This window comes from Flavicella sediminum (assembly GCF_006381105.1).
GTDB lineage: Bacteria > Bacteroidota > Bacteroidia > Flavobacteriales > Flavobacteriaceae > Flavicella > Flavicella sediminum.
Genome location: NZ_VDET01000011.1, coordinates 1 through 12,181, shown reverse-complemented (window position 1 = coordinate 12,181; position 12,181 = coordinate 1). Strand labels below are relative to the sequence as shown.

At 33.9% G+C, this 12,181-nt stretch carries 10 protein-coding genes; 4 read left to right on the top strand and 6 right to left on the bottom strand.

The features are described from left to right. Window positions 1–5: 5 nt before the first annotated feature. Together FGM02_RS11785 and FGM02_RS11780 are read right to left on the bottom strand one after the other, a co-directional pair. Window positions 6–1,055, bottom strand: coding sequence for an outer membrane beta-barrel protein (locus FGM02_RS11785; protein ID WP_139958585.1), 1,050 nt, complete (start codon window positions 1,053–1,055; stop codon window positions 6–8). Window positions 1,056–1,496: 441 nt separating this feature from the next. Next, window positions 1,497–2,255, bottom strand: coding sequence for a sulfite exporter TauE/SafE family protein (locus tag FGM02_RS11780; RefSeq protein WP_139958584.1), 759 nt, complete (start codon window positions 2,253–2,255; stop codon window positions 1,497–1,499). Between the two features lie 272 nt (window positions 2,256–2,527). Here FGM02_RS11780 and FGM02_RS11775 point away from each other — a divergent pair, with 272 nt between their 5' ends. Genes FGM02_RS11775 through acs form a run of 3 tightly spaced genes read left to right on the top strand, consistent with a single transcriptional unit; the run spans window position 2,528 to window position 6,452 of the window. Beyond that, the gene (locus FGM02_RS11775; protein ID WP_139958583.1) at window positions 2,528–2,782 is read left to right on the top strand and encodes a DUF4212 domain-containing protein; all 255 of its coding nucleotides are present in this window, start codon (window positions 2,528–2,530) and stop codon (window positions 2,780–2,782) included. A 40-nt stretch (window positions 2,783–2,822) separates the two neighbouring features. Continuing rightward, on the top strand, window positions 2,823–4,508 hold the full coding sequence (locus FGM02_RS11770) for a sodium:solute symporter family protein (RefSeq protein WP_139958582.1): 1,686 nt from the start codon (window positions 2,823–2,825) through the stop codon (window positions 4,506–4,508). 33 nt (window positions 4,509–4,541) lie between these two features. Then, window positions 4,542–6,452: an acetate--CoA ligase gene (gene acs, locus FGM02_RS11765; RefSeq protein ID WP_139958581.1), complete on the top strand. Its 1,911-nt coding sequence runs from the start codon at window positions 4,542–4,544 to the stop codon at window positions 6,450–6,452. 50 nt (window positions 6,453–6,502) lie between these two features. Here acs and FGM02_RS11760 read toward each other — a convergent pair whose 3' ends face one another. Genes FGM02_RS11760 through FGM02_RS11745 form a run of 4 tightly spaced genes read right to left on the bottom strand, consistent with a single transcriptional unit; the run spans window position 6,503 to window position 10,864 of the window. Beyond that, window positions 6,503–7,180, bottom strand: coding sequence for a 3'-5' exonuclease (locus FGM02_RS11760; protein WP_139958580.1), 678 nt, complete (start codon window positions 7,178–7,180; stop codon window positions 6,503–6,505). Between the two features lie 9 nt (window positions 7,181–7,189). Beyond that, window positions 7,190–9,103: a DUF294 nucleotidyltransferase-like domain-containing protein gene (locus FGM02_RS11755; protein WP_139958579.1), complete on the bottom strand. Its 1,914-nt coding sequence runs from the start codon at window positions 9,101–9,103 to the stop codon at window positions 7,190–7,192. A gap of 15 nt (window positions 9,104–9,118) precedes the next feature. Continuing rightward, the gene (locus tag FGM02_RS11750; RefSeq protein WP_243739393.1) at window positions 9,119–9,751 is read right to left on the bottom strand and encodes an NUDIX hydrolase; all 633 of its coding nucleotides are present in this window, start codon (window positions 9,749–9,751) and stop codon (window positions 9,119–9,121) included. 21 nt (window positions 9,752–9,772) lie between these two features. Continuing rightward, window positions 9,773–10,864 (bottom strand): M42 family metallopeptidase, encoded by a 1,092-nt coding sequence (locus tag FGM02_RS11745; RefSeq protein WP_139958578.1) that lies wholly within the window; start codon window positions 10,862–10,864, stop codon window positions 9,773–9,775. A 143-nt stretch (window positions 10,865–11,007) separates the two neighbouring features. On the opposite strand from FGM02_RS11745, the gene FGM02_RS11740 reads away from it, so the two are divergent. Then, window positions 11,008–11,670 carry a DUF4294 domain-containing protein gene (locus FGM02_RS11740; RefSeq protein ID WP_139958577.1) on the top strand — a complete coding sequence of 221 codons (663 nt, stop codon included), beginning with the start codon at window positions 11,008–11,010 and terminating at the stop codon, window positions 11,668–11,670. Window positions 11,671–12,181 lie beyond the last annotated feature (511 nt).

The window sequence follows — 12,181 nt, the reverse complement described above, 5'->3', positions numbered from 1 at the left end:
TTTTTTTAGAAAGAATATACAGCTGCAATAGTTAAAGCAGTTACAGTGTCTTTAGCTCCAGGTAAGACAGATTCCCATACAGGGTTGTCAGCGTCTGTAGAGTCGTATCTTAGTTCTGTGATCAATTTTAAATTATCGTCAAGTTGTGTGCTTCCTGTAAGGGTTAAAGCAAATACTTTAGCGTCAGCAGCTCCAGTTTCTTGGAAAAATTCAGGTCTTAATCCTAAAGAAAAAGTGTCAGACATTGCGTTTTCCAAGTATAAAGCAACACCTTGGTATCCGTAATCAGCATCGTCAGAATTAGAGTAAGCCGCATTGATTCCTAAGTATAAAGAATCAGATAAATCAAACCCACCTGTATAGTCAATGTACAAAGCATCTGTAGCTAGGTTAGCGCCGTTGAATGCAAATGCATCTGCACCGTATGCTAAGTTTAAGTATTGACCTTTAAATCCTAATTGTGCTCCAAATTGATAGTTGTCAGTATCGTTAGTTCCAGAAGCGAAACCATGAGGGTTTGTAATAGCTAACATATAAGAAAAATCTTCAGAAGCTGCCACGTCAATCTTTACACCTGTATGAGAGAATGGTCCAGCACCAAATAAATAAGAAACAGAGTAGTTAAAGTTGGCAGCAGGAGAAATCACTTCGTATCCGTAAAAAGTATTGAACTGTCCTAAAGTAACGGTTACTTTTTCAGAAACATTATAGTAAGCATATAATTGGTTGATCGCACCTGCAGTTCCACCGATAGCATCTCCGTTTTCATCAAGAACAGATTTACCATACATGTTTGCGGCATTTGCTCTTGGTCCAAAAGCTAAATCGGCAATTACACCAGATTTAGATCCTTCATAAGCAAAAACAGTGTTTGCCATTCCTAAACCAAATCCGTTAGCAGCCACATCAGTTAAAACTCCAGTAGCTCCTAAAGCACCAGTAGATAAATTTGTTGAATAATATGTATCAACCGATCCTGATACAGATAATTTTGATTCTTGTGCAAAGGTTACGGTACTCGCTAATAACAATGCTGATAATAATAATTTTTTCATAATTTGATAATTTAAAATGATAATAATGTTTCGATTAATACTGAGACAAATATACGTAGTTTTACGTAAAATAGTTTTTTTAGGTTTGTTTACTACGTATTTTTATTCCTTTTTATCGGTTTTGCTACAGTGAGATTTAGTTTTTTTTTGGTATTATGAAAAATATGAGTGTTTTTAAATACGAATATTTTATTTTTTGCTTTTGTATTTTTATTATTATGTAAAAATTGAGTTTTTTTTTAAAAAAAACAGAATGAAATGGGAATACGTATGTATCCTTATCTATAGCATGTAATAACCTGTTATTTGGCAGTTTTAAAACTGGTAAATAGCTTGTTGTTATAGTTGGTTTTGGTAGTGTTGTGGTAGTTGGAGGTCAATTTTGACCAACTTATTCTTAAAAGCTGCTTTTTTAGAAATAAGAAATACGTTTTTTAGGAGTTAAAATTGATTCACTAGAAGTTTGATTGCTACAAAAGCAATAAGAAGTGCGGTTGCCCTTTTTAAAAGTATAGGATTGATGAGTTGAATACTTATTCGTGTACCAATTTGTCCACCAATAAATGTTGTTGCCAATAAAATAAGAGTACTAGTGGTGTTGATATGAAATTCAGGATTCAGTATTTGTCCTGATAAACCAGAAATAGAGTTGACCAATATAAATAGACTTGCCGTTGCTGCTATTTTTTTTGAAGTGTCCCAATTCGTTAAATGCAAAAGTGGTGCTAAGAAAATTCCGCCTCCAATTCCGACCATACCAGAAATAAAACCGATAAAACCTCCATAGCTTAGACTTTTTAAGGTTTTACTCTCGGGCTTAGGAAAGCTTTCACTTTTGTTAATGAGCATTAATACTGCAGCAATAAGTAAGGTAAAGCCTAATAGAATATAAAAGATAGTTTCACTAATCTTTAGATAGCCTCCTATAAACGCAAGTGGTATACTTGTTATGACTAAAGGAATTACTTTTTTGAAATTGTAATAGCCGTTTTTGTAGTATATATAGAATGAGTTGGAAACGACCATAATATTGCATAGCAATGCTGTTGCCCTAATTTCAGGATAAGCCCAACTCGTTAAGGCTAAAACAGCTAAATAACTAGAGCCTCCACCAAAGCCAACGGAGGAATATAAAATTGCAATTACAAAAAAGGAAACGACAAGGTGCCAGTTGGAAAATAATGTTTCAGTAATACCCATGAATAAAAGCTGTGTTTGTAAAATTACTTAAAATATTCAAATTCGGGTCGTTCGTGCTATTTATAATGTTGTCTGTAACGGTGTCTTTCGTTCGTAAAAATAAATAAGTAAGTTCGATGTTGTAAACTGAGGGTGTCAATTTAACAGACAAAGGGTAATTTTGTTGCTAATAAGGGGGGGACTTGAGTTTTCTTTTAGGTATTCACTTGAGTTTTAGATTAAATATTATATTTTTATGAACGAACTTATACAAAACCAATAAACTTAAAAAAATGTCTAAAAGTAATTTAAAAGAATATTGGAAAGAAAATCTAAGATACTTAGTTTTTTTACTTTCCATATGGTTCGTTGTGTCCTTTGGATGCGGAATCCTATTTGTTGAAGAATTAAATACCATACGCATGGGCGGATTTAAACTAGGTTTCTGGTTTGCCCAACAAGGTGCTATTTATGTTTTTGTAGTCCTTATATATGTATACATCAAATTGATGTCTAGATTGGATAAAAAATACGGAGTAGACGAATAACAGAATTCAAAACTAAATTAACTTTTAATAAAATCACAAAATGAGTGCACAAGAATGGATATGGTTGTTGGTTGGTTTAACCTTCTCATTATATATAGGTATTGCAATTTGGTCTAGAGCAGGATCTACCAAAGAATTTTATGTAGCTGGTGGTGGCGTTTCTCCATTGGCAAACGGCTTAGCAACTGCTGCAGACTGGATGTCGGCGGCTTCTTTTATTTCTATGGCGGGACTTATATCCTTTAGCGGGTATGATGGATCTGTCTATTTAATGGGCTGGACCGGTGGTTATGTTTTATTGGCATTATTGCTAGCTCCTTATCTTCGCAAGTTTGGGAAATTTACAGTTCCCGATTTTATTGGAGATCGGTATTATTCAAATGTAGCAAGAACGGTTGCGGTGTTTTGCGCCTTGATCATTTCTTTTACCTATATAGCAGGTCAAATGCGAGGCGTAGGTTTGGTGTTTTCAAGATACTTAGAGGTAGATATCAATACAGGTGTTGTCATAGGAATGCTCATTGTTCTTTTTTATGCTGTTTTAGGAGGAATGAAAGGAATTACCTATACACAAGTAGCACAGTATTGTGTACTAATTTTTGCTTTTATGGTGCCGGCTATATTTATCAGTTTTCAAATGACAGGAAGCCTTATTCCTCAAATAGGTTTTGGAGCTACGGTTGAAGATGGTGTTTACTTACTAGATAAATTGGACGGGTTGCACAAAGAATTGGGTTTTCATGAATACACCAGTGGATCTAAATCTACCATCGATGTTTTTTTTATAACAGCAGCGTTAATGGCAGGAACAGCAGGATTGCCCCATGTAATTGTTCGATTTTTTACTGTGAAAAAAGTTAGTGATGCTCGTAAATCGGCAGGTTGGGCTTTGTTGTTTATTGCAATTTTATACACAACAGCTCCAGCAATTTCTGTTTTTGCAAGAACAAATTTAATTGAAACAGTAAGTAACAAAAAATACGCAGAACTTCCTGAGTGGTTTTCAAATTGGGAACTAACAGGTTTGTTAAGTTTTGAAGATAAAAATGAAGATGGATTGGTGCAATATGTGGCAGATGCTGAAAAAAATGAATTAACTGTAGATCGAGATATTATGGTGTTGGCCAATCCAGAAATTGCCAATTTACCGAATTGGGTTATTGGGTTAATAGCAGCTGGAGCTTTGGCTGCTGCTTTATCTACAGCTGCCGGATTGTTGTTGGTGATTTCAGCTTCGGTTTCGCACGATTTGATTAAAAAAATGATCAAACCAAATATTTCAGAAAAAGGAGAATTAATCGCTGCAAGATTGTCTGCTTTAGTAGCAGTAATGTTGGCGGGGTATTTTGGAATTCACCCTCCTGGTTTTGTGGCCGCAACAGTAGCGCTTGCATTTGGTTTGGCAGCGGCATCTTTTTTTCCAGCAATCGTTTTGGGAATATTCTATAAAAGAATGAATAAAGAAGGCGCTGTTGCAGGTATGGCAATAGGGGTGTTGTTAATGCTTTATTATATGACCAAATTTAAGTTTGGTTGGTTTGGAGGTGGTACTCAAGCCGATTGGTGGTTTGGAATATCTCCTGAAGGATTCGGAACTTATGCCATGGTTGTGAATTTTGTAATTTCTATTGTCGTTTCGAAATTTACCCCAGCACCACCACAAGAAGTACAAGAGATTGTCGAGAATATTAGAATTCCTTCTGGAGCAGGAGAAGCAACGCATTAAGAAAAAGAAATATTAATACAGAAATAGAATAAGATGAGTAATTATCATATTAAACATTTAGAAGAATATTACAAAGTATATAGAAAATCAGTTCGCGAACCAGAAGTGTTTTGGGAAGAAATAGCAGAAGAACATTTTGTTTGGAGGAAGCGATGGGATAAAGTATTGAGTTGGGATTTTTCCAAGCCAGAAGTTAAGTGGTATGAAGGTGCGCAATTAAATATCACTGAAAATTGTATTGACCGTCATTTAAGAACAAACGGTAACAAAACCGCTATTTTATTTGAACCAAATAATCCGGAAGAGGCGGCGCAACATATTACCTATAACAGGTTGTATGAAAGAGTCAATCAACTGGCAAATGTTTTAAAGTCACAAGGAATTCAAAAAGGAGATCGTGTGTGTGTGTATTTACCGATGATTCCTGAATTGGCAATTTCTGTTTTGGCTTGTGCTCGTATTGGTGCCATTCATTCTGTAGTATTTGCAGGTTTTTCTGCAACAGCATTGTCTACAAGAATCAACGATTCCGACTGTAAGTTGGTCATCACTTCAGATGGTTCTTACCGTGGTAAAAAAACAATAGATTTAAAAAGTATTGTGGATGAGGCCTTGGAAGACAGTCCAGGAGTTACAAATGTATTGGTGGTAAAAAGAATCAATTCTGACATTGTCTTAAAAGAGGGTCGTGATCTATGGTTGCAACCTTTGTTGGATGAAGCTTCTATAGAATGTGAGCCAGAAATAATGGAGGCTGAAGATCCGTTGTTTATATTGTATACTTCCGGTTCAACAGGTAAGCCAAAAGGAATGGTGCATACCACTGCTGGATATATGGTGTATACGGCTTATACCTTTAAAAATGTATTTAATTATAGAGCCAATGATGTGTATTGGTGCACGGCAGATATTGGTTGGATTACGGGGCATAGTTATATTGTGTATGGTCCTTTAGCTAATGGAGCAACTACAGTCATGTTTGAAGGGGTTCCTTCTTACCCAGATTATGGACGCTTTTGGGAAATTATAGAAAAACATAAAATCACGCAATTTTATACGGCACCTACGGCTATTCGCGCTTTGGCGAAAGAAAAATTAGAGTTCGTTGACAAACACGACTTGTCCTCATTAAAAGTTTTAGGCTCGGTTGGTGAGCCTATTAACGAAGAGGCTTGGCATTGGTACAATGATAATGTAGGAAAAAAGAAAAGTCCTATTGTTGATACGTGGTGGCAAACAGAAACAGGAGGTATTATGGTGACTCCATTGCCGTATGTAACTCCAACAATTCCAACTTATGCAACTTTACCTTTTCCAGGAATTCAGCCGGCATTGATGGATGAAAATGGAGAAGAAATTACAGGGAATCAAGTGGATGGACGCTTGTGTATTAAGTTTCCATGGCCTTCAATTGCCAGAACTATATGGGGAAATCATCAACGTTATAAAGAAACTTATTTTTCTGCCTATGAAAATAAATATTTTACAGGTGATGGAGCTTTAAGAGATGCTGTTGGATATTACAGAATTACGGGTAGAGTAGATGATGTAATTATTGTTTCTGGTCATAATTTAGGAACAGCTCCTATTGAAGATGCTATAAATGAGCATCCTGCTGTTGCAGAATCTGCAATTGTAGGTTTTCCTCATGATATAAAAGGAAATGCCTTGTATGGGTATGTTATATTAAAGGAAACTGGAGAATCTAGAGATCAAACAAATGTTCGTAAAGAAATCAATCAAATAATTACAGAGCATATTGGACCCATTGCAAAATTAGATAAAATTCAATTTGTACCTGGATTGCCGAAAACGAGAAGTGGTAAAATTATGCGACGAATTTTGAGGAAAATAGCAGGTAACGAAACTTCAAATTTAGGAGATACGTCAACTTTATTAAATCCGGAAGTTGTAGAAGAAATTATAAAAAACGCAATTATTTAAATTGAAAAAACGCTAGTAAATTTTACTAGCGTTTTTTTTATGCGGGATTTTTAATAATTCATTGGGTTTATAAATAAATCTTTAAAACTCATGTTTCCGTCTTTGTTCAATTTCGACATGATTTTTAAAAAGGCAATAGCGGTTATAAAGGCATCGCCCGCTGCTGTATGCCGGTCTTTGACAGATATTTTTAATTCCTGACAAATTTCATCTAGGCTATAGTTTTTTTTAGGATCAATAATATTGACAATGTGTTTTGATCTTTTAAAAAGAATACCGGTGTCCAAAACTTTGTTTTTTAATTTTTGTAAACCATGTCTCTTCAAAGCTGTATTTACCATGTTGATATCAAATCCTGCATGGTGGGCTACAAGCACACTGTTTTTTATATATTCAATAAACTTTAGTAAAGCCTCGCTTTCTTCAAAAGTGGTTAATTTTTCATTTTTTAAAATTCCATGAATGCGTACCGTATTTGGATTGAAAACATCTTGCTTTAAATACACTTCAAATCCATCATTCACCATAATACGATCATCACAAACAACAGTAGCGCCAATACATAACATTCGATCATTTTTGTAATCAAATCCTGTAGTTTCAGTGTCAAAAACAACAAAACGAGTTTCTTTTATGGTTTGCTTTTTTTTGCTTTTGAAAAGCGCACAATAAATATTCCAGTATTCTGGATAGTCTTTGTTAAAAAGATTAGAAAATAGGTTGCTCATATAAATTTGTTACAGTATTTGTTTCAACGCAAATCGATGAATCAATAATTCTTGAATTTCTTTGATTGGCTTAAAAGCTCTTTTTAATTTTAATTTTTCAGCTTTGCTTAAAGATTCTAATTCAATTAATTTCCCTGTGGTATTGTGTAAAATGCCTTGTTCGGTTTTAAATTTCAATAAAGTTCTAAAAGCCCTTTCGCACGATTGGTATAAATCTTCGTTTTGTGGTTCTAGCTCGGCTAATTTTCGATAGCGTAGCAAGGTGTTGTTTGCATTTTTTATATTAAGTGATAAGCACAACACTCTGGCTGCATCTATTAGTGGCATTAATGCACGTATTTTTATATTGAAAAAATCTTTGTGTTCTCCGTCTTGCTCTACAATAAACTGTCTGAAAAATCCAATAGGTGAGGGTTTTTCAATAATGTCTTTTGCTAGTAGTGTTAAAAATCGATTGTTTTGGTTGATGGAGTTTAATAGGTGTTCTGTTAATTCGTTAGTTAATTTTTTTTCTCCGTAAGCATATTCGTAATCGAAAAAGATAGAGGACAATAATATTCCAGAACTATTTGGATTAAAAATCCATTCATCGAATTGTTTTTTCCAGTTATTTAAACTTGTACACCACTTAGGGTTACTAGCCATCATGTCTGCAGGACAATATTCAAAACCAATGGTGTTTAAGTATTTTACAACTTTGTCAGAAAGTGTTAAAAAATAGCTTTGTGTTTCTTCAAATTTAGTTTCTTCAACGTCTTCAAAAATTAATGCATTGTCTTGGTCAGAGAGTAGCAATTGTTCTCTACGTCCTTGGCTACCCAAAGCCATCCATGCAAATTTTACAGGAGGTGGTGTATCCATTTTTTTTAAGCAAAGTTCAATACTTCTGGTGACAATGGCTGAATTTAATTCGGAAATGATATTTAATATATGGGCAAAGGGAAGTTCTTGTTCTAGATATTGTTTAAGCAGTAGGTCTATTTTTTTTCGAATACTTCGAAGTTGTTTGGATTTTTTAGCTCTCTTCGTTTCTTTAATTAATACAGAAGGGTTGTTTCCTAAGGAAACGACTAAGTCGTGTATTGAAAGAATTCCTATTAATTTAGAGTTTGGGGTTCCGTCTTTGGTAATGCATATATGACTTGTGTCGTTTTTCAGCATGGAAACATGGGCTTCCGGAATTGTAATATGCTTAGGTAGTGTAGTCGCCGGACTGGTCATTATTTTTTTTGCTGGGCACTCAAGGCTAAAGTCGCCAGTAGCAATTTTATCTCTTAAATCTTTATTGGTGATAATTCCAACGGGTTTTTTATTTTCTACAACAACCATGGCACCAATTTTTGCATCTCTCATGGTGGTTGCAATATTTTTTGCTGTTGTTGTTAAGTCGCAAGTAATAGGAGATTTAGTGTATTTGGCGTTTTGTAAATTGAATAAGTCGTTATTGCTCTCTTTTTTTATGTAAGAAGAAGTATTTCCTTTTTCTTCGACTATAGATGGATCTTTTACATTTGAAGCGAAACTGGTAATTAAATAATTTTTTATGTTTTTGTTTTTTTCAACAAAAGGTTCAAAAATATCTGCAGGAATGCCATAAACAATGGTTTCTTCATTGGCTTCGGCATTCATATAATAATGCTGCTTTAAAATCAAAGCTCTTAAACCAAAAATATCACCTTCATCACACATATCCATGATGTTGGTTTTTTCATTTTCAATTTGTGTAAGTTTTATAGCGCCTTTGTTGGTGATATAAAACATATTGTGAGTGGCTTCAGTTTGTGTAAATATAAACTTCCCTTTTTCCAAATAAATAACTTGTACCTGTTCACAAATACTAAAAAGGTCTTCTTTGTTAAGAAGATTAAAAGGAGGGTAGTTTTTTAAGAAGTCTTGAATTCTTTCTGCAATGGTGTTTTTCATAGTAAAAAATGAAGATTAGTTTGTGGTCAGTGCTTTTTGAATAGCATTTACAATTCTTGAATAGTAATCCGCCCCATGTGGAACATAATTAGTACTGTTATTTCTTAATTCCGCTTTAAATTCTTCTATTGAAAGAAGTTTAATGGCTGCAACTTCTGTTTCTTGAATTTTTAAATTTGAGAAAGGTGCTTTTAAAAGAGAAATATAAAGATGATGTAATTCAAAATCAATAAGCTTGTTTGCATGTTCATTTTTATGCCGACTTGTACCTAGGTATTTTAAATCTTTTTCGTTGACAGTTAATCCAATTTCCTCTTCAGTTTCTCTAATTGCAGAAATCAATTCTTTTTCACCAAAAGAAATATGTCCGGCTACAGAGACATCCCATAAACCTGGGAAAATATTTTTTGTATGTTTTCTTTTTTGAAGTAAAACCTGGCCGTTTGTTGTATAAAACCAAATATGTACACTGGCATGGAATAATCCTTGCTGATGAGCAATGGATTTCAGGCAAGATTGTCCTGTGGGTTGACCGTTTGCATCTAATAATTCTATCAATTCATCCATGTCACTTTGCAAATATTGTTTTGGTGTAAACGAGTGTGTTGTAGGTGTAAAAAACAAACTTGCTAAGAAGGTACTTAGCAAGTTTGTTGTAAATTCAGAATTTTAGTCGAAATAACTAAAAGTTTCCCCGTTTTCTATTTTAAGAATACTTTCGTAAATCAATTTGATTACGTTTTCAACATCATCTCTGTGAACCATTTCTACAGTTGTATGCATATATCTTAAGGCTAAGGATATCAATGCAGATGGCACTCCACCATTACTGTAAGCAAATGCATCTGTATCTGTACCTGTGGCTCTAGAAGAAGCATGTCTTTGGAAAGGTATTTTATTTTCCTCTGCAGTTTTTATAATTAGCTCTCTTAGGTTGTGTTGAATTGCAGGAGCGTACGAAATAACCGGTCCGTCACCGCTTTTAGTTTCACCTTCTACTTTTTTGTCAATCATAGGTGTTGTTGTATCATGACAAACATCTGTGATGATAGCTACATTAGGTTTAATGGTGTGCGTAATCATTTCAGCACCTCTTAATCCAATTTCTTCTTGCACTGCATTTACAATATACAGTCCAAAGGGAAGTGTTTTTTTATTTTCTTTTAAAAGTCGAGCCACTTCAGCAATCATAAATCCACCCATTCTATTGTCTAGTGCTCTACAAACAAAATTATTTTTGTTTAAAATCATAAATTCGTCTGGGTAGGTAATAACGCAACCAACATGAACGCCTAGTTTTTCTACTTCTTCTTTGGTTTTGCAACCAGTGTCAATAAAAATATTATCTAGCTTCGGTGTGTCTTCGGCATTTCCTTTAAGTCGGGTATGAATCGCAGGCCATCCGAAGACTCCTTTTACAATTCCGTTTTTTGTATGAATGTTCACTCTTTTAGAAGGAGCAATGATGTGATCGCTACCTCCGTTTCTGATGACATATATAAGTCCTTCTGGAGTAATGTAATTTACGTACCACGAAATTTCATCAGAATGTCCTTCAATGACTACTTTAAATTCTGCATCAGGATTGATTACTCCAACAGCCGTTCCGTAAGTATCCGTCATAAAAGTGTCAACATATGGTCTTAGATATTCCATCCAAATTTTTTGACCTTCGCTTTCATAACCTGTAGGTGATGCATTGTTTAGGTATTTCTCTAAAAAATTAATAGAATTATCGTTTAATATAGATTTTGTACTCATATAATATATAGGTGTTATTTTATTCAAAAATACTGAATAGTTTTTTTAGTACAAAGCATAATAGTCGGTCTGTGAAACTATTTTTAATTTCTTCGCTTACTTGTTAAAAAACTATAAATTTGCGGTGTACTATTTTATAGCTTATGAAAAAGAATTGTTTTTATCTATTTATCTTCCTTACTAGTTTTGCATTCGCGCAAGATAAAGATTCTTTGGATCTGTCGAAGTATACCTTGTTTACGGGAGATACCCTGATGGTGAATTTGCAAGAGGTACAATTGATGAAAAAGCTTACGTTTAAAACATATAATGATAAGCGATACTATTATTGGTTTCGAAAAAAAGTGCTAAGAGCTTATCCTTACGCAAAATTAGCGTCGGAAAGGTTGGAGATTTTAAACAATAGGTTGGATAGTATAGATTCGAAACGAAAAAAGAAAAGATACATCAAACGAATCCATAAGTATATGGAAAAGGAGTTTACTGAGCAGTTAAAAAAACTAACCAGAACAGAAGGTAGGATTTTGATTAAGTTAATTCATCGTGAAACGGGAAGGGTAACTTATGACTTGGTAAAGGATTATCGAAGTGGATGGAAAGCATTTTGGTATAATACCACGGCAAATTTGTTTAAGTTGTCTTTGAAAACACCTTATGACCCAGAAAATATTCGCGAAGATTATATGATTGAAGATATTCTTCAGCGCGCATGGCGTGATAATTTGATTGAGTTGAAGGCTTCAAAGTTGGATTTTAATTATTTTGACGTTAAAAATAAGTTTGAATTTATCTATCCGAAGAAATAAGGGCACTGTAAAATTTCATTTTTAGGTTTAAGAAGCCTCCAGCTAATTGCTGAAATGAAGCTGTCTTTTGCAGTTTTTTCTCTAGAAGAATCCTTTTATTCCTTTTTAGTGGTATTTTTTGTAAAAATAAAGTTGTTTAATTTGAGTGTTAATTAGATGTTTTATAGCGGTTTGGAGTTTGTGTTAAAACAAAGTAAAAAAATAGTTATTAAAAAGTAGTTTGTAAAGTAAAAAGAGGTTGTATCTTTGCAGCCGCTAACAACGAGAGTAGTTGGTAAAAGAGTTCCTTAGGATGTTGATTGAGGGTTGAAAAACGGAGTAAGAAAATAATTAAAATTTTATTTTTTTATAAAGAAAAAAGCTTTTACATTTGCAGCCGCTAACCGCGAAAGTGTTTAGGGGAAAAGTTCTTAAAAAGGTTTGGAGTTGTGGTTTAGAAAGTGTTAAAAAAATAATTCAAATTTTCTTTTTTTATAACACAAAAAGCTTTTAAATTTGCAGCCGCTAACCG

Bases quoted from the DNA above. Each gene is read 5' to 3' on its own strand.
- FGM02_RS11785 (WP_139958585.1), bottom strand. From the start codon at position 1,055: ATGAAAAAATTATTATTATCAGCATTGTTATTAGCGAGTACCGTAACC.
- FGM02_RS11780 (WP_139958584.1), bottom strand. From the start codon at position 2,255: ATGGGTATTACTGAAACATTATTTTCCAACTGGCACCTTGTCGTTTCC.
- FGM02_RS11775 (WP_139958583.1), top strand. From the start codon at position 2,528: ATGTCTAAAAGTAATTTAAAAGAATATTGGAAAGAAAATCTAAGATAC.
- FGM02_RS11770 (WP_139958582.1), top strand. From the start codon at position 2,823: ATGAGTGCACAAGAATGGATATGGTTGTTGGTTGGTTTAACCTTCTCA.
- acs (WP_139958581.1), top strand. From the start codon at position 4,542: ATGAGTAATTATCATATTAAACATTTAGAAGAATATTACAAAGTATAT.
- FGM02_RS11760 (WP_139958580.1), bottom strand. From the start codon at position 7,180: ATGAGCAACCTATTTTCTAATCTTTTTAACAAAGACTATCCAGAATAC.
- FGM02_RS11755 (WP_139958579.1), bottom strand. From the start codon at position 9,103: ATGAAAAACACCATTGCAGAAAGAATTCAAGACTTCTTAAAAAACTAC.
- FGM02_RS11745 (WP_139958578.1), bottom strand. From the start codon at position 10,864: ATGAGTACAAAATCTATATTAAACGATAATTCTATTAATTTTTTAGAG.
- FGM02_RS11740 (WP_139958577.1), top strand. From the start codon at position 11,008: ATGAAAAAGAATTGTTTTTATCTATTTATCTTCCTTACTAGTTTTGCA.